This window comes from Methylovorus sp. SPW-M1 (assembly GCF_053848825.1).
In genome coordinates this window covers 1,724,282-1,742,012 of record NZ_CM132626.1, presented here as the reverse complement: position 1 = coordinate 1,742,012, position 17,731 = coordinate 1,724,282, and the positions used below count along the sequence as shown (strand labels likewise).

At 53.6% G+C, this 17,731-nt stretch carries 12 protein-coding genes; 6 read left to right on the top strand and 6 right to left on the bottom strand.

Translation table 11 applies throughout. The annotated features are described in order from the left end of the window. Positions 1–240: 240 nt before the first annotated feature. Positions 241–702: an Aca2/YdiL-like domain-containing protein gene (locus tag ACWWD9_RS08110; protein ID WP_455866706.1), complete on the bottom strand. Its 462-nt coding sequence runs from the start codon at positions 700–702 to the stop codon at positions 241–243. Positions 703–855: 153 nt separating this feature from the next. On the opposite strand from ACWWD9_RS08110, the gene ACWWD9_RS08105 reads away from it, so the two are divergent. After that, positions 856–1,251 (top strand): hypothetical protein, encoded by a 396-nt coding sequence (locus ACWWD9_RS08105; RefSeq protein WP_015829921.1) that lies wholly within the window; start codon positions 856–858, stop codon positions 1,249–1,251. A gap of 166 nt (positions 1,252–1,417) precedes the next feature. Here ACWWD9_RS08105 and ACWWD9_RS08100 read toward each other — a convergent pair whose 3' ends face one another. Beyond that, on the bottom strand, positions 1,418–1,744 hold the full coding sequence (locus ACWWD9_RS08100) for a cupin domain-containing protein (RefSeq protein ID WP_015829922.1): 327 nt from the start codon (positions 1,742–1,744) through the stop codon (positions 1,418–1,420). Positions 1,745–2,077: 333 nt separating this feature from the next. On the opposite strand from ACWWD9_RS08100, the gene ACWWD9_RS08095 reads away from it, so the two are divergent. Continuing rightward, positions 2,078–4,324 carry a putative bifunctional diguanylate cyclase/phosphodiesterase gene (locus ACWWD9_RS08095; RefSeq protein ID WP_455866705.1) on the top strand — a complete coding sequence of 749 codons (2,247 nt, stop codon included), beginning with the start codon at positions 2,078–2,080 and terminating at the stop codon, positions 4,322–4,324. A 40-nt stretch (positions 4,325–4,364) separates the two neighbouring features. After that, positions 4,365–5,636 (top strand): OmpP1/FadL family transporter, encoded by a 1,272-nt coding sequence (locus ACWWD9_RS08090; RefSeq protein ID WP_455866704.1) that lies wholly within the window; start codon positions 4,365–4,367, stop codon positions 5,634–5,636. 368 nt (positions 5,637–6,004) lie between these two features. Here ACWWD9_RS08090 and cfa read toward each other — a convergent pair whose 3' ends face one another. From cfa to adh, 4 genes are all read right to left on the bottom strand, one after another. After that, positions 6,005–7,183, bottom strand: coding sequence for a cyclopropane fatty acyl phospholipid synthase (gene cfa, locus ACWWD9_RS08085; RefSeq protein WP_013442027.1), 1,179 nt, complete (start codon positions 7,181–7,183; stop codon positions 6,005–6,007). Between the two features lie 441 nt (positions 7,184–7,624). Next, entirely contained in the window at positions 7,625–10,234 is a 2,610-nt protein-coding gene (locus ACWWD9_RS08080) for a sensor domain-containing protein (protein ID WP_455866703.1), read from the bottom strand. Positions 10,235–10,414: 180 nt separating this feature from the next. Next, the gene (locus ACWWD9_RS08075) at positions 10,415–10,789 is read right to left on the bottom strand and encodes a DUF779 domain-containing protein (protein ID WP_013442030.1); all 375 of its coding nucleotides are present in this window, start codon (positions 10,787–10,789) and stop codon (positions 10,415–10,417) included. Between the two features lie 115 nt (positions 10,790–10,904). After that, positions 10,905–12,425: an aldehyde dehydrogenase gene (gene adh / locus ACWWD9_RS08070; protein ID WP_013442031.1), complete on the bottom strand. Its 1,521-nt coding sequence runs from the start codon at positions 12,423–12,425 to the stop codon at positions 10,905–10,907. Positions 12,426–12,837: 412 nt separating this feature from the next. On the opposite strand from adh, the gene ACWWD9_RS08065 reads away from it, so the two are divergent. The 3 genes from ACWWD9_RS08065 to fdhF are packed head-to-tail and all read left to right on the top strand — an operon-like array spanning position 12,838 to position 17,725. Next, positions 12,838–13,308 (top strand): formate dehydrogenase subunit gamma, encoded by a 471-nt coding sequence (locus ACWWD9_RS08065; protein WP_015829927.1) that lies wholly within the window; start codon positions 12,838–12,840, stop codon positions 13,306–13,308. Next, positions 13,308–14,858 (top strand): formate dehydrogenase beta subunit, encoded by a 1,551-nt coding sequence (locus ACWWD9_RS08060; RefSeq protein ID WP_455866702.1) that lies wholly within the window; start codon positions 13,308–13,310, stop codon positions 14,856–14,858. Before ACWWD9_RS08065 ends, ACWWD9_RS08060 begins: the two co-directional genes overlap by 1 nt. Before the next feature lie 20 nt (positions 14,859–14,878). Continuing rightward, positions 14,879–17,725, top strand: coding sequence for a formate dehydrogenase subunit alpha (fdhF, locus tag ACWWD9_RS08055; protein WP_013442034.1), 2,847 nt, complete (start codon positions 14,879–14,881; stop codon positions 17,723–17,725). Positions 17,726–17,731: the final 6 nt, after the last annotated feature.

Sequence of the window (17,731 nt, the reverse complement as noted above, 5' to 3'; positions counted from 1 at the left end):
GGGTTTGAGAAATATATTATAAGTAGAAAATTTTATGAGCTTGAGAGTTGTTCTGTAGATAACAAAAGCTTTTGTATATTCAACTACGTTAAAGGTGATAAGTGCTTGCGTATTACAACAGAAGGGGAGGAGTTTAGATCACTCAGGGTAATTAGCATAAGTAGTGAGTGTGCGCCTGATGATGCTCTTTAAGTAATTCGCACTTGATAAATTAATCGCCATTTTATTTGCATACTCATCTCATCGCGTCACCACCGACGCCCACTGATCTCGCATCAATTGGCTATCCAGGCGGCCGTCTAGCCAGCTTTGGTAGGCGTTGTTGTCAAACAGCACTAACTCAATCACGGGAAACTCTTCCGCCAGGGCGGCCATGGCCATGCAGTGGGGTTTCCATTGCACGGCGGTGGCGTCTTGTTGTGTGAGCCAGTCGGTTTCGGTGCCGTAGTAGGTGAGGGAGAGTGACTCGGGCATGCCTTGCACGTTGCAGATGTGCAGAAGTTGGCCGCGGGCTTCTTCAATCAGCTGGCGTTTGTAGCTGACGAGCTTGCGCAGGGTATTTTCTATTTCGTCGGGGATAGGCTGGGTGTTGCTTTCCCAGTTTTTCCAGGTGGCGAGGGGGACGGCGGCGACCATGTAGGCGGCTTCTTGTGGGGTGTAGCCTAGTGATAGGCGGAGTGCTTGTAGGGTGGTTCCGTTCATGGGGTGATTTTACCTTGTTGCGTGGGCGAATCAGGCTTTTTTGTTAGGGTTATGTCGAGTTGTCATTAAAGTGACGCAAAACTGTAACGCATGCCTGTCGCGCCTTGCTATAGACTTGAGCCCTTGAATTTATGATGTAAATCGGGGGTAGTTATGAAGATGAGTAGTCCGGAGTATTTGGAGCAGGCCAAAAAGCTGAGTGCGGAAGAGCAGGAGCGTTTGCTTTCCAGAATGGCAGGTAAGTTGCCGCGCCGTTTGCAAAAAGACAAGCTCAGCAAGGAAGAGGCCCTGGCGATTCAGCTGGAAATCGAGGACGAGCAACTGCATGAGTGGCGTGCACGCATGCATGCCATCAAGGCTAAAAGCAAGGCTGATGCCGAGCCCAAGGTGAAGGCCAAGTCATCCAAGCAGGCGGTGGAAGAAGCGCCTGCTGCCGTCAAAGCAGCGGTGAAGAAGGCCGTGGCTGAGAAAGAGGCGGTAACGCCTGCGGCACAAAAAGCAGAATCGCCAGCGAAGAAGCCTGCCAGCAAGAAGAAAACATTAAGTTAAATGCGGATTGACTGAGTATCACTGTGCGACCCGATCAGCGTGCAGATCAAGCGCTGAGCTAAGGCATCACTGATTACACTCAGGCGTAATCCAATAAAAAAGCCCCATGCTTGCATGGGGCTTTTTTATTGCCTAATGGCAGGCTTAAGGCTGTTGGCGCCTGGAGTTAGCCTTTGATTTTGAGCAGGATTCTTCTGAAGACCTGGGTCAGGGCGTTGCCATCAAGCTTGTAATGTTTGTAGAGAGGCTGTTTTACTTCCCACTGAATTTTGAGACCAGCAGGGAAGGTGACGAGATCGCCTTTGCCGAATTTGACGGTGTCACCGTTTTCCAGCGTGGCGATGCATTCGCCTTCCAGCAGGTAGGCAACCTCTTGCTCGGGGAATACCCATGGAAATACGGAGACTTCTTTTTTCCAGGTAGGCCATTTGGTGACGCCCAGCGTGGCCAGATGGTCTTTGGATGGATTGTGTTCAACGATGATCTTGCTCATGTGCTTGTGATGTCCTGTCTGGTTTTTGTGGTTCATGGTGCAACGCATGCGTATGGTAGTGCAATTGCGCTTGCTCGTGTGCTTATGCACGCCATGTTGTGCAGATTTTCATGCGAAAGCAATGACGTGCTGTATTCGCAGTAGAGGAGTAGCATGTACTTGTCTGCATGAGGATTATTAAAGAAAAAAGCACATGCGACGATACCTTAATTAAGAGTAAAAAAATAATAAGATCAGTGCGGAGAGGGTATGTCAGGGAATGGATATCGGCCGTCGCCAGAAGCATTGTTATATTCGGGTAAGCATTCAGATTTAACGCTGGAAATCGTGGAGATGCTCTACGCCAGTAGCACGCGGTCGTTTGTGTTTGCGGCGATTGTGGCAAGTTTGCTGGTGTACGTGCAGTTGGATGTAGTTCCACTGGCGGTATGCCTGGCCTGGATGACATTTTTTCTGATTGTCTATGGCTTGCGCAAGGCGCTGGTCTGGGTTTACAAGCGCACGCCTGTGCATGCTTATCCTCCAGGGTTCTGGCTTAACTGGTTCCGCGCCTTGTCGGGGTTGTGCGGTATTGCCTGGGGCCTGTCTGGCATTTTCCTTTTTTATCCTCACGATACAGCGCATCAGGCCTTTCTGACGCTGGCACTGGCAGGGGTGTGTGGCGGCGCCGTCATGGCGTATGCCACCGATAAGCCTACCGCCTATGCTTTTGCGGGTGGGTTGATACTGCTGGGCTTGCCTCGGTTTTTCTGGGGCGGCAATCACTTCTCCATGTTGATGGCCGTCAATCTGCTGCTGTTTATCTTATATGTCACCATTGCCAGCTTTAAATTAGCCAATCGGCTACGCGAAAACATCGTGTTGCGCATCATGGCGCACGAGAGCCAGGAGGCCATCAATGCCATGGCTCAGCGCCAGAAGCTGCATATCGACCATACCCCGCTTGCCGTGATTGAGTGGGATGTGAATTTCAGGGTCACCTCGTGGAATGCCGCTGCCGAGCATATCTTCGGTTATCCGCCCTCGGAAGCGTTGGGGCGGCACATGAGTTTTATTGTGCCCCCCGACGGACAGATGATGGCGCAGGACATCATGAGCAAGCTGGCGCATGAGGCCGGCGGTCAGCATTGGCAGCATGACAATGTGCGGCGTGATGGCCGGGTGATTCATTGCGAATGGTTCAATACCGCGATCAAGAATGACCAGAACCGCATTATCGGGTTTGCCTCGCTGATTCAGGACGAAACGGCTTACAAGAAGGCGCAGGATGAGATTGAGCGCCTGGCGTATTTTGATGCCTTGACCAATCTGCCCAATCGCCGGCTATTGATGGAGCGGCTCTCGCAGGCGCTTAACAATAGTCGAAGCTCTCATCGCATTGGCGGCCTGATGTTTATTGATCTGGATAACTTCAAGACCCTGAACGACAGCCGCGGCCATGCGTTTGGTGATTTGCTGCTGAAAGAGGTAGCGGCGCGTTTACTGCGTGCCGTGAGAAATCACGACACGGTGGCGCGCATTGGCGGGGATGAGTTTGTCTTGTTGCTGGAAGACATTGGCCGCGATGAAAGTGCGGCCATCCAGACCGCCAGCCAGATTGCCGAAAAGATTCTTGCCGATATCAGCCTGCCGTTTGACTTGGGGAATTACAAGCATCAATGCTCTGCCAGCATTGGCATTTGCATGTTTTATCGTCAGGGCATGCACGTGGAAGAGGTGCTCAAGCGCGCCGATGCCGCCATGTATGAGACCAAACGGGCGGGCCGCAACAACTATCGCTTTTTTGATGAGAGCATGCTGCCGGTGATTGATTCACGGGCCAGCCTCAAAAATGACCTGCGTTTTGCCCTGTCGCTGGGCCAGTTTGAGCTTTATTACCAGCCTCAAGTGGATGGCGAATTGCGGACAACGGGCGCGGAGGTGTTACTGCGCTGGCACCACCCCGAACGTGGCATGGTGCCACCCGGGGAGTTTATCCCGTTGGCGGAGGAGTCCGGCATGATTATTCCGATTGGCAACTGGGTGCTGCAGCAAGCCTGCATGCAGCTGGGCAAGTGGAGCCACCATGCCAAGACCAGCCAGCTGCGACTGTCCGTCAATGTCAGCGCGATGCAGTTCGGGCAGGCAGATTTTGTCGAACAAGTGCGCCATGCCTTGCTGGAAAGCGGCTGCAATGAAAAATTGCTGGTGCTGGAGCTGACGGAAAGTCTGGTGATACAGAATATTGATGACATTGTAAGCAAGATGCAGGCACTCAAAAGTATTGGCGTTTCGCTTTCCATGGATGACTTTGGGCTAGGCTACTCTTCGCTTTCACTATTGCTGCGCTTGCCGCTGGACTCGCTGAAGATAGACCAGAGCTTTGTGCGCGAGATCCAGGACAATGCGCCAAAAAATGACAGCGCCGTGATTGTGCAAACCATCGTCGCCATGGGTAAAAACCTGGGGCTGGATGTGATTGCAGAGGGCATAGAGGAGCCGTATCAGCAGGCGTTTCTTGAGCAGGTGGGGTGCCATGCCTATCAGGGGTATCTGTATGGCAGACCCAGTGAGTTATCGGTATTTGAGCACACACTGTAAACACCAGACACCTTACTAAAATAAAAAAGCGGGGGGGATTATGCGGAATAATCAGGTAGCGATAGGTCTGCTGTTCAGGACACTTTCGGTGGTGGCGATTCCCATTCTCCTGCCCTCGGCGGCACATGGCGCAGGCTTTTCGCTGATTGAGCAAAGCGTGAGCGCCATGGGCAATGCCTATGCCGGCGCCGCCGCCAGTGCGGAGGATGCCACCACGGTGTATTTCAATCCGGCGGGGATGGTCTATCTGCCGCAATCGCAACTGGTGGTGGGGGCGCATGCCATTCGCCCATCAGGGCATTTCAACAACGAGGGCTCGGTGAGTGCCTTGGGCCGGCCTGGCACGGGGGAAGGTGGTGACCTCGGCAGCTGGGCGGTGGTGCCCAATCTTTATTACTCGCATGTGGTCACGCCAGACATACGGATTGGTATTGCCGTGAACGCACCTTTTGGCCTCAAAACGGAATATGACAAGGACTGGATAGGCCGCTTTCAGGCCGTGAAGTCGGAACTCAAAACCTACAACATCAACCCCGCCGTGGCATTTCGGGTCAATGATCGCTTGTCACTGGGCGTGGGTGTATCGGTGATGTATGCCGATGCCGAGCTGACGCGCGCGGTCAACCTGGTCACGAGTGAGAGCACGGCCAATATTTCAGGCGATGACTGGGGCTATGGATTTAACCTCGGCGCCATCTATCAGCCAGCCAATGATACGCGCATTGGCCTTACTTACCGTTCGCGCGTGGTGCAGCATCTGGAGGGCACGGTGAAGTTCGGACAGGCGCTGGCGGCTAATAACGGCAAGATCAGCGCCAATCTGGATTTGCCTGAATCCCTGTCCTTGAGCGCTGTTCATCATGTGAATGAACAATGGGAGCTGCTGGGTGATATCAGCTGGACACGTTGGAGCCAGTTCAATGAATTGCGGATTCTCAATAGCAACGGCACTGTGCTTAGCCTGACCCCGGAAAACTGGCGCAACACCATGCGCTATTCGCTCGGTGTCAGCTATCGGTATAACCCGCAATGGAAGCTGCGTGCCGGGCTGGCTTACGATGAAGAAGCCATGAACGAGCGTGATCGCACCACGCGCATTCCGGGCAATGACCGGCTTTGGCTCACCCTGGGCGCAGGCTGGGACTTTTCAGAAAAGGATCGTCTGGATGTGGGCTATGCCCATTTGTTTTTAAGGGATGCGCGTATAGATGACAACCAGAGTAGTGCATCTGCCGGCTTTAATGGCCGTATTACCGGGAGTTATGACAGCGACGTCAATATTGTTTCCGTGCAGTGGAGCAGGCGGTTTTAATAAAAAATGAGACGAACGTGCGGAGAGAAGTCGCGGTTTTAAAACTTTTACAAACTGTTACATTTTTAGAATTAGCTATCAAACCCTATGTGGATAGTAAGCATTACTTATTAAGTAATTGATAATCCATAAAAAAATAAATGCTCTCAAACGGCGTTTTGTTGGCAGTCAAGGCTTGTAGGACTAATCCTACAAAGTCGACAGACAAACTCGTCTGAGAGCATGAGCGGGAAATATATACCATTGGTTCTGCAATATTTTCATTCCCTAATAGAAGTATTGCACAACCCTTCGTTATATACCCGTCGTTTCCCCAACGGCGGGTATTTTTTTGTCTATCGATTCTACTGGCTTTTGACGCGTATGCGCTAGCGGACAGAGCGATAAACCTGCCTCTTTTCACGTTTGCTCAATACCAGCTGCCATAGCTGGCCTTGCCGCGAGCGGAAGTAGCCCGCGCAACACATCAGGTAATAGCGCCACATGCGGTAAAAACGCTCGCCATATTGCTCTGAAAGCGTAGGCCAGGCCTCGTTGAAGTTCTGCCACCAACTCATCAGCGTGCGGTCGTAATCCTGTCCAAAGTTGTGCCAGTCTTCGAGGATGAATTTATCTTCAATGGCGTGCGTAATTTCGTTAGCCGACGGAATCTTGCCATTAGGGAAGATGTAATTGTCTATCCATGCATCGGTGTTGGGCGCCGTCACATAATTGCCTATGGTATGCAGCAGGAATAACCCATCCTGCTTGAGCAGGTCGTGCGCCTGCTGAAAGTAGACTGAATAGTTTTTGGGTCCCACATGCTCAAACATGCCAACGGACACAATTTTGTCGTACTGCCCGCGCAGATCACGATAATCCATGAGCCTGATCTCAACGGGTAAGTGCGCGCAGCGTTGCTGGGCCAATGCTTGTTGTTCTTTGGAAACAGTAATGCCGGTGACATTCACGCCATAATGCTCCGCCGCATAGCGCGCGAGGCCGCCCCAGCCGCAGCCGATTTCCAGCAGATGTTCGCCAGGCTTGAGCGCCAGCTTGCGGCAGATCATGTCGAGCTTGTGCTGCTGTGCTTGTTCCAGATTGTCGGCGTGTTCCCAATAGGCACAGGAGTAGCTCATGGTGGAGTCGAGCATGGCCTCGAATACATCGTTGCCGATGTCATAATGTTTGTGGGCCACGGTAAAAGCACGCTCTTGCGACTGCAAATTGAAGATGCGATGGCGCACGGCTTCCGTCAATAAGCGAACACGGGCCCAGCCTTTCAACTTGCGATCCAGATCGGCGCTCAGCAGGCGATGAAAGGTTTCATCCAGCTGTTCTGCTTCCCACAAGCCTTCCATATAGGCCACGCCAAATCCCAGCGAGCCTTTGTACAGAATCATCCGGTAGACTTTTTCATCGTAGATCTGGATATCCCATGGCTGGTTGCCATTGATGGAAAGCCCGACATCGGCCAGAAGATCGCTGATTACCCGCGGCGGCTCAGGTTGCGGTCGCGATGGTTGATGAAAAAACGGCGTGGTTTCTGTTAGCTTGTGCACAACCATTCACTCCCATGACTAAGGCGGCGCAGGGCGCCACGGTTAAGCATCGACAAGAACTGGATGAACGCGTTTGCCTGAAGCCTGCAACGGCCAAGGCGATATAGAACGAAGCTTTACATGAATATATGGGGTTAATCCTAGCAATACCAATGCCAGCTAAATCCTTGAGGCAGGGAGCCCGAGGGATATGCGTTCTGTTTTTTTAAAGGGTATTACCAGCGAATGGGGATTTCAAGAGCCCGGATGGCATGCCAGGCGTTTAAATCCGCTGTCTGACATGCATATCAGACAAATGCCGACAGATAAGAAACCGGAAGGCCACTATTATGAACTCACAACATTTCCTGACTCTTAATGTTGTGACTCTCTCTGATGAGTGAGCCTGTTATACCCGCTGTTATCCCCGATGGCGGGTATTTTTTTGCCCATTTTCTGCGGCAGACTTCAGGGACGAAGGTAGGCTTCAAAAGCTGGCGCGGGCAAGGGCGGCGAGAAGAGGTAGCCCTGACCAAAATCGCAGCCGATCTGTTGCAATAGTTCGCGCTGCTCTTCTGTTTCGATACCCTCGGCAATCACCTTGATATCCAGCTTGTGCGCCATCATGACGATGGCCTCGCACAAGGCCATATCACTGGAGTTGCGGCTCAGGTTGCGTACAAAAATGCGGTCTATCTTCAGGTAGTCGATGTCGAATTTCTTGAGGTATGAGAGGGATGAATAGCCTGTCCCGAAGTCATCCAGCGCCACCTGCACGCCCGCATCGCGGAACCCCAGCAGCTGGGCAGAAATACTTTCGTCGGTATGCATCAGCAGACCTTCGGTAATTTCCACCACGATGCTCTGACGGGGCAGATCATTCATCAGCAAAAACGAAATCCATGCCTCATGCCCGTGCGTCTCGTTATGGAATTGCACGGGAGATTTGTTGATGCTGATCTGGAAGCTGGCGTGATGCAGCGACTGCAGGCGTTTGACCTGACGTGCTGCTTCGTAAAATACCCAGTTGCCAATATCCACGATAAGCCCGGTCTCTTCTGCCAATGGAATGAAATTGTCAGGAGGAATCATGCCGCGGGTGGGGTGCTGCCAGCGCAAGAGCGCTTCGGCCTTGTGTACCTGACCGGTGGCGAGCTCCACAATCGGCTGGTAATACAACTCGAATTGCTGTCCCGGCAGCGCGAGATGCAAGTCGTTGCTGAGCCGCATGCGGTTCTGGGCATGTGCCTGCATGGACGCGGTGAAGTAGGAATAGCGATTGCGGCCATTGTTTTTGGCGACGTACATGGCCTGGTCCGCATTCTTGAACAGCACTTCCCCCGCGTTGCCATCTTCCGGATAAATGGTAATGCCGATGCTGACAGAAACATGGGTGAGGTCATTGTCGAGCTGAAAAGGGGTGTCGAATTTTTTCAGGATGGACTGGGCAATATCCTGCACCACATCCTTATCTTGCAGACCGGACAAAATCACCACAAATTCATCCCCACCCAGGCGCGCCACCGTATCGCACTCGCGCACGGAGTGCAGTAGGCGATGTGCAGATTCCTGCAGCAGTTGGTCACCCATCAGGTGACCGTAGGTATCGTTGACTTCCTTGAAGCGGTCCAGATCCAGGAACAATACCGCCAGCATCTGATGGTTGCGGTCCGCTTTCAGGATTTCCTGATTCAATCTGTCGTGCAGCATACGGCGGTTAGGCAGGCCGGTGAGCTGGTCAAAATTGGCCTGCCGCCAGATGACTTCCTGATTCTGCTTGTTCTTGGTGATGTCCGAGAATAAGGCCACCCGGCGGATGACTTCTCCGTGTTCATTGTAAATGGTATCGATGGTCAGCCACTCGGCGTAACTTTCCCCATTCTTGCGGCGGTTCCACACCTCGCCTTGCCATTTGCCATTGCTATCCAGCAAATGCCACATTTCTTCGTAGAATTTGCGGTCCTGCTTGCCAGAGGCGAGGATTTTAGGCGTTTTGCCCACCACTTCCTGCGCGGTGTAACCAGTCATTTCCGTGAAAGCGGGGTTCACCGACAAAATCTGGCTCTCTGCATCTACCACCATGATGGCCTCGCTACTGTTTTCAAACACCAGCGTGGCGAGCCGCATTTTATCTTCGGCCACCTTGCGATCGCTGATATCCTGAAACGAGCCTTGCAGCTTCAGCACGCGGCCGTCGATGATGTGCGGTGTACAGACGGTGCGCACCCATTTGCGGATGCCACGGGCGGTGACCAGTTCCAGCTCCAGGTCGTAAGGCTTGCCATGGTCGATGGCTTGTTGAATGGCGGCTTCAATTTTCTCGCGGGATTCTGCTTCATAAAATCCAAGGCCGAATTCGGCAGAAATGTTGTCCTTGAACTCCACTCCATGAATATGCGCGACTTCCCGCGTCCAGCTTCCAATACCGGTTTCCACATCAAATTCCCAGCCACCGATATGGGCAATGGCCGACATATGGGCGAGAAGCTGTTCACTCTCACGCAGTTTTTCGACAACGCGCAGGCGCTCGGTTATATCGCGCACAATGGCCTGAATATAATCACTACCGCCAATTTTCAGCAGACAGGCGCTGACCTCTACCGAAAAAGTGCTGCCATCCGCATGCTTGTGCTCGGATTCAAAAATAATGCCGTTATGCTGCGCCTCTGCCAGAAAGGAGCTGCGCCAATCGCTGGTGGCATCCGGCAACAGCTGGCGGGCGTGTATGTGCTGCATCTGATCGCGCGTGTAGCCATACATGCGCAAGGCCCGGTCATTGGCATCCACCAGTTTGCCCTGATGGTCGAACAGCAGAATGCTGTCATTGGCATGCACCGTCAGACTGTTATAACGCGATGCCAGCAATTGCTGGCGGTGAATCAGATGATAGAGCAGGGCGGCTGTGAGCAGAATGAACAGCAGGCCCTTGAGGGTTTGAAAATGGGTAATGCTGGCGGCTTCGGGGAGGAGTAATGCCAGTATCTGATCCGACGCCATGATCCACAGTACCGCAAATACGCAATAGATCAGCGGGATGCGAATGGCTGCATAGCGTAGTTTTCGGCTAAATAGTTTCATCGGTTTCCATAGGCTTGGCTGCTTTGTTCAACACTATAAAAGTGGCTGGGCCGTGTTTATTAACACCGTGCGCGATGGGTTGGTCGGAATAGTCAGTTTGCTGATAATCAGCTTGCTATTGTGCCGTATTTTATTGAAAAGCTCGTGTGTGGGTAGGGTAACGTTTACCTCTGGTTTTGGCTAACTGCAGCTTTCAATCGGGGCGAGCTGGTGCCATTCTTCGTCAGTAAACAGTCGGGAACGTATGATGAAATGTTTGCCGGTTGCCTGCTCCAGCGAAAACATGCCGCCATGACCGGCAATCACATCCAGTGTCATGTGCGTATGCTCCCAGTATTGAAACTGGAATTTCGCCATATAAAAAGGCACACCATGCACATCGCCCAGTTTGACATCCGAGCTGCCTATCATGAATTCACCTTCCTGGAGACACATGGGGGCGCTGCCTTCGCAGCAACCACCGGACTGGTGAAACATGAGATTGCCATGCCTGGCTTTCAGCTCATCAATAAGCGCTTCTGCTGCGGGGGTTGCCACAATACGTGCTGCTGTCATAGGTAACTCCTGTTCAAGCGCTACTGAATGTAGCACACAATAAAAATGAAAAAGCGAGAGGACGGGTAATAGCTCCGTCGCTCTCGCTGGTATGACCCCTTAAAACAGCCAGGGTTTAGAAAAAGCCCAATGCGTTAGGGTTGTAGCTGACCAGGAGGTTCTTGGTCTGCTGGTAGTGATCCAGCATCATCTTGTGGTTTTCACGACCGATACCCGATTGCTTGTAACCACCGAAGGCGGCATGGGCAGGGTAGAGGTGGTAGCAGTTGGTCCACACGCGGCCAGCCTGAATGCCACGGCCCATGCGGAAGGCACGGCTGCCATCACGCGTCCACACACCGGCACCCAGGCCGTACATGGTGTCATTGGCAATCGCCAGAGCCTCGGCTTCATCCTTGAAGGTGGTCACCGACAGCACAGGGCCGAAGATTTCTTCCTGGAAAATGCGCATCTTGTTATGGCCCTTGAACACGGTAGGCTCGATGTAATAGCCTTCGCCCAGTTCGCCAGCCAGCTTGGTGACGTTGCCGCCGGTCAGCACTTCCGCGCCTTCTTCACGGCCCAGCTTGATGTAAGACATGATGATCTCGACCTGCTCGCTCGATGCTTGCGCACCGATCATGGTCGAAGCATCCAGCGGGTTGCCCTGCTTGATAGCCTTGACGCGCTTCAGTGCGCGCTCCATGAATTTCTCGTAGATGGATTCCTGAATCAGGGCACGCGAAGGACAGGTGCAGACTTCGCCCTGATTCAATGCAAACAGGGTGAAACCTTCCAGACATTTATCGAAGTAAGCATCGTCGGCGTCCATGATGTCTTCAAAGAAGATGTTCGGGGATTTGCCACCCAGTTCCAGCGTCACTGGAATCAGGTTTTGCGATGCGTATTGCATGATCAGGCGACCCACGGAAGTGGAGCCGGTAAAGGCGATCTTGGCGATGCGTGGGCTGGTGGCCAGCGCCTTGCCTGCTTCTACGCCAAAGCCGTTGACCACATTCAGCACGCCGGGTGGCAACAGGTGACCGATGATTTCCATGACCACCAGAATGGAAGCTGGCGTTTGTTCGGCCGGCTTCATGACAATACAGTTGCCAGCAGCCAGGGCTGGTGCCAGTTTCCATGCCGCCATCAGAATCGGGAAGTTCCAGGGAATGATCTGGCCGACAACGCCCAGTGGTTCATGGAAGTGATAGGCAATGGTGTCGTGGTCGATTTCGCTGATGCCGCCTTCCTGAGCGCGCACCGCGCCAGCAAAGTAACGGAAGTGATCAATGGCGAGCGGGATATCTGCCGCCATGGTTTCGCGGATGGGCTTGCCGTTGTCTATGGTTTCGGCAATCGCGATTTTTTCAAGGTTGGCTTCCATCGCGTCGGCGATTTTAAGCAGAATATTGGAGCGGGCTGTGGTCGAGGTCTTGCCCCAGGCTTCCTTGGCGGCATGTGCCGCATCCAGTGCCAGGTTGACATCCTTATCGTTAGAGCGGGCGACCTTGCAGAACACTTTGCCAGTCACCGGGCTGATGTTATCGAAATATTCGCCGTCTACAGGAGCTACCCATTTACCGCCAATGTAATTGTCATATTTGGCCTGATATGGAATCTCAACACCCAGGCCCTTCAAGCTTTCCAGACTCATAGCAACTCCTCCAAGAGTTATTGAAAAATACTAAAAAACAACGACATAAAACATTTTTTTATAACGACTTATAAATTACTGTACAGCCCATGCCGATTGGATCAGCATGTCCTTCTTAACCTGATTTTTTGTGGGGTTAATAGGCTAGTGTAGGCACAATCCATGGCTTCTGGCTAGCGCTATCCCACATAAATCATTTTTCAGCGAAGCCGAACTGATGCAACTCCGACTCTGATGGCGCAACTTAATTCACAGGCATGCTTCATAAGCTCGGCAATTCGCGTGTCAGCACATGCAAAATTAATGAACTTGTGATTTGACACGCTTTCTAAAATTGTATCAAAATGTAAACAGGCAGTCTCAACGAACTCGAATAATAAAAACCAAGTTGTTTTGTAGTAGAGGAGATGTTGTGTTACCTGAGCAAGCAGCGCGTATAGACGCGCACATTACTGCACACAAGGCACTGCCTGGCGGGTTGTTGCCTTTGTTGCATGCCATACAGGACGACGTGGGATATGTGCCGGAGGAGAGCTATGGCAGCATATCCAAAGCCCTTAATCTTTCTGTAGCCGAAATTCACGGCGTCGTCACTTTTTACCACCACTTCCGAACGCATCCTCCCGGACGCCATGTTATCCAGATATGCCGCGCCGAATCCTGCCAGTCCATGGGCTCCACCGAACTCGAAGCGCATGCGAAAGCATCGCTGGGCATTGATTACCATCAGACCACCTCTGACGGCAGTATCACGTTAGAGCCGGTGTACTGTCTGGGCAATTGCGCCTGCTCCCCGGCGATTACCGTGGATGAAGAAGTCTATGGCCGCGTCAGCCCCAAGCGGCTGGATGCGATTATTGCCGAAGCGAAGGGAGTGGTGTAATGACCCGTATCTATGTTCCCCGCGATTCCAGTGCCTTGTCACTGGGAGCGGAAAAAGTCGCTAAGGCGATTGCCGAGCACGCAGCACGCCAGAATCTGGCGGTTGAAATCATACGCAATGGTTCGCGCGGCATGTTCTGGCTTGAGCCGCTGGTGGAGGTGGAAACACCCGCCGGCAGGATTGCGTATGGCCCGGTCGATGTCGCGGATGTGTCGTCGCTGTTTGCTGCGGACTTTGTCAATGGCGGTGCCCATGCCCTGAAGCTGGGCGTGACAGATGAGCTGCCATGGCTCAAGCAGCAAGAGAGACTGACCTTTGCCCGCGTCGGCATTACCGATCCCGTATCCCTCACCGATTATCTTGCGCACGATGGCTATCGCGGTTTGCAAAACGCCCTGGCACTGCAGCCTGCTGAGATCGTGCAACAGGTGACCGACTCAGGCCTGCGCGGCCGCGGTGGCGCGGCTTTCCCGACCGGCATCAAGTGGAAAACCGTGCACGACTGCAAGGCGGATCAGAAATACATCGTCTGCAATGCCGATGAAGGCGATTCCGGTACCTATTCAGATCGCATGATTATGGAAGGTGACCCGTTTGTCCTGATTGAAGGCATGACGATTGCGGCGCTGGCAGTAGGCGCTACGCAGGGCTATATCTACCTGCGCTCCGAGTATCCGCATGCGCTGGCCGTGCTCAATGAAGCCATTCAACATGCCCGTGAAAAGCATTATCTGGGGCCGAATATTCTCGGCAGCGGCCATGCCTTTGAGCTTGAGGTGCGTCGCGCTGCCGGGGCGTATGTCTGTGGTGAAGAAACCTCGCTGCTGGAAAGCCTGGAGGGCAAGCGCGGCCTGGTGCGTTTCAAACCACCATTGCCCGCAATTGAAGGCTTGTTCGGCAAGCCGACCGTGGTCAATAACGTGATTTCCTTTGCCAGTGTGCCGATTATTCTGGATAAAGGCGGCGCTTTTTACCGTGACTACGGTATGGGCCGTTCCCGCGGCACGCTGCCTATTCAGCTGGCAGGCAATATCAAACATGGTGGCCTGGTGGAAAAAGCCTTTGGCGTCACCTTGCGTCAGTTGCTGTATGACTTTGGCGGTGGTTCGGCCACCGGGCGTCCTATCCGGGCGGTGCAGGTTGGCGGCCCGCTGGGTGCCTATTTGCCGGAGTCGCAGTTTGATACGCCACTGGATTACGAAGAGTTTTCCAAATTGTGGGCGGTGCTTGGTCATGGTGGCATTGTGGCGTTTGATGACACCGTGGACATGGCCAAAATGGCCCGCTATGCCTTTGAATTCTGTGCCATTGAGTCCTGCGGCAAATGTACGCCATGCCGCATCGGTTCAACCCGTGGCGTGGAAGTGATGGACAAGATCATGCAAGGCCGCGACCACGCGCAGAACATTGCCCTGGTGCGCGATCTCAGCGACACGATGCTGAATGGTTCGCTCTGCGCACTGGGCGGCATGACGCCATACCCGGTGTTGAGCGCGATCAACCATTTTCCAGAAGATTTCGGCCTTAATAAAAAAGCACAAGCGGCCTGAGCAGTATTTAGGAGATAGCCATGGAACACCAAAAAGATTACGGTACCCCAGCCAGCCATTCCGATCAGCAAGTGACCCTCAATATTGATGGCACTGACGTCACGGTACCTGCTGGCACCTCCATCATGCATGCGGCCATGGTCGCAGGCGTGAGCGTCCCCAAACTCTGCGCGACCGACAGCCTGGACCCATTCGGCTCCTGCCGGTTGTGCCTGGTGGAAATCGAAGGCCGCCGCGGCTATCCTGCTTCGTGCACCACGCCAGTGGATAACGGGCTGAAAGTCCGCACGCAAAGCCCCAAGCTGGCCGATATTCGCCGCGGTGTGATGGAGCTTTACATCTCCGACCACCCGCTGGATTGCCTGACCTGTGCCGCCAATGGTGATTGCGAACTGCAGGACATGGCGGGCGCCGTGGGCCTGCGCGAAGTGCGCTATGGCTACGAAGGCGAAAACCACCTGCGTGCCGAAAAAGACACCTCCAATCCGTATTTCACGTTTGATCCTTCCAAGTGCATCGTCTGTTCACGTTGTGTGCGCGCTTGCGAAGAAACACAGGGCACCTTTGCGTTGACCATTCAAGGCCGTGGCTTTGAGTCCAAAGTCGCTTCCGGCGTGAACAATTTCCTGGAATCTGAATGTGTGTCCTGTGGTGCCTGCGTGCAGGCCTGCCCGACCGCTACCCTGATGGAAAAGTCGGTGATACAGCACGGTCAGCCCGAGCATAGCGTGACGACCACCTGTGCCTACTGTGGCGTTGGCTGCTCGTTTAACGCCGAAATGAAGGGCGAAGAACTGATTCGCATGGTGCCGAACAAGGATGGTGGCGCCAATCATGGACACTCCTGTGTGAAAGGGCGCTTCGCCTGGGGTTACGCCACACACAAGGATCGCATTACAAAACCCATGATCCGCAAGAGCATTACCGATCCGTGGACGGAAGTGTCCTGGGACGAGGCAATTTCCTATGCCGCCAGTGAAATTCAGCGCATTCAGGGCAAGTATGGCAAGGAGTCGGTCGGTGCTATTACCTCTTCGCGTTGCACCAATGAAGAAGTTTATGTCGTGCAAAAGCTGGTGCGTGCCGTGTTCGGCAGCAATAACGTCGATACCTGCGCCCGCGTATGCCATTCACCCACTGGTTATGGCCTCAAGCAAACCCTGGGTGAGTCCGCTGGCACCCAGACCTTTGACTCGGTGATGAAGTCGGACGTCATCATGGTGATTGGTGCCAATCCTACGGATGGTCACCCCGTATTCGGTTCGCAAATGAAGCGCCGCCTGCGTGAGGGCGCCAAGCTGATTGTGGCCGATCCACGGGCGATCGACCTGGTGTCGTCACCCCATGTGAAGGCGGATTACCACCTCAAGCTGCGCCCAGGTACCAATGTGGCGCTGATTTCCGCCATGGCGCATGTGGTCGTCACTGAAGGTCTGGTTGACGAAGAATTCGTAAAGGCCCGCTGCGAGTGGGATTCTTTTGTAATGTGGCGCGACTTTGTCGCCAAGCCAGAAAATTCGCCAGAAGCGCTGGAAAGCGAACTGGGCATCAAGGCTGCTGATTTACGCGCGGCGGCACGCTTGTTTGCCACTGGCGGCAATGCGGCCATCTATTATGGTTTGGGCGTGACCGAGCATAGCCAGGGCTCCACCATGGTGATGGGCATTGCCAACCTGGCCATGGCTACCGGGAATATCGGGCGTGAAGGCGTGGGCGTTAACCCCTTGCGTGGCCAGAACAATGTGCAGGGTTCCTGCGACATGGGCTCTATGCCGCATGAGTTCACAGGCTATCGCCATGTGTCGGACGATGCTACCCGTGCCTTGTTCGAATCCGCCTGGGGTCGTCCGTTGTCGGCTGACCCTGGCTTGCGCATTCCCAATATGCTGGATCAGGCGATTGAAGGCAGCTTCAAGGCGCTGTATTGCAATGGCGAGGATATCGCCCAGTCTGACCCGGATACCCAACACGTCACCCACGCGCTGGAATCCATGGAGTGCGTCATCGTGCAGGATCTGTTCCTGAACGAAACCGCGATGTACGCCCATGTGTTCCTGCCAGGTGCATCTTTCCTGGAGAAGACCGGTACCTTTACCAATGCCGAGCGGCGTATTTCGCCAGTCCGTCGCGTCATGACGCCTAAGAATGGCTATGAGGATTGGGAAATCACCGCCAAGCTGTCCACGGCACTGGGCTACCCCATGCATTACAAGCATGCCTCGGACATTCTGGATGAAATTGCGGCGCTCACGCCCACGTTCGCAGGCGTCAGCTTCAAGAAACTGGACGAACTGGGCAGCGTGCAATGGCCTTGCACCGATGAATTCCCGAATGGCACGCCGACCATGCACATTGACGAATTCGTGCGCGGCAAGGGCAAGTTCTTCATTACGCAATACGTGCCGACTACGGAAAAGGTCAATGCCAAGTATCCATTGATCCTGACCACGGGCCGCATCCTTTCGCAATATAATGTAGGCGCGCAGACACGACGTACCGATAACGTGGCCTGGCATCCTGAGGATATGGTCGAGATTCATCCGCATGATGCTGAAGATCGCGGCATCAGCGAAGGTGACTGGGTGGGGATTGCCAGCCGTGCAGGTGAAACGGTGCTACGCGCCAAGATTACCGAGCGTGTACAGCCTGGCGTTATTTACACCACCTTCCACCATCCGGAATCCGGCGCCAACGTCATCACCACCGATAACTCCGACTGGGCGACAAATTGTCCCGAGTTCAAGGTAACGGCAGTGCAGGTCACCCGTGTTTCACAGCTTTCCGACTGGCAGCGCAGCTATCGGCAGTTCAGTGAAGAGCAGATTGCTTTTGCGCAAAACACAGCTAAAGAGGCGCGGATTGAGTAGAGATGT

Bases quoted from the DNA above. Each gene is read 5' to 3' on its own strand.
- ACWWD9_RS08110 (WP_455866706.1), bottom strand. From the start codon at position 702: ATGAACGGAACCACCCTACAAGCACTCCGCCTATCACTAGGCTACACC.
- ACWWD9_RS08105 (WP_015829921.1), top strand. From the start codon at position 856: ATGAAGATGAGTAGTCCGGAGTATTTGGAGCAGGCCAAAAAGCTGAGT.
- ACWWD9_RS08100 (WP_015829922.1), bottom strand. From the start codon at position 1,744: ATGAGCAAGATCATCGTTGAACACAATCCATCCAAAGACCATCTGGCC.
- ACWWD9_RS08095 (WP_455866705.1), top strand. From the start codon at position 2,078: ATGCTCTACGCCAGTAGCACGCGGTCGTTTGTGTTTGCGGCGATTGTG.
- ACWWD9_RS08090 (WP_455866704.1), top strand. From the start codon at position 4,365: ATGCGGAATAATCAGGTAGCGATAGGTCTGCTGTTCAGGACACTTTCG.
- cfa (WP_013442027.1), bottom strand. From the start codon at position 7,183: ATGGTTGTGCACAAGCTAACAGAAACCACGCCGTTTTTTCATCAACCA.
- ACWWD9_RS08080 (WP_455866703.1), bottom strand. From the start codon at position 10,234: ATGAAACTATTTAGCCGAAAACTACGCTATGCAGCCATTCGCATCCCG.
- ACWWD9_RS08075 (WP_013442030.1), bottom strand. From the start codon at position 10,789: ATGACAGCAGCACGTATTGTGGCAACCCCCGCAGCAGAAGCGCTTATT.
- adh (WP_013442031.1), bottom strand. From the start codon at position 12,425: ATGAGTCTGGAAAGCTTGAAGGGCCTGGGTGTTGAGATTCCATATCAG.
- ACWWD9_RS08060 (WP_455866702.1), top strand. From the start codon at position 13,308: ATGACCCGTATCTATGTTCCCCGCGATTCCAGTGCCTTGTCACTGGGA.
- fdhF (WP_013442034.1), top strand. From the start codon at position 14,879: ATGGAACACCAAAAAGATTACGGTACCCCAGCCAGCCATTCCGATCAG.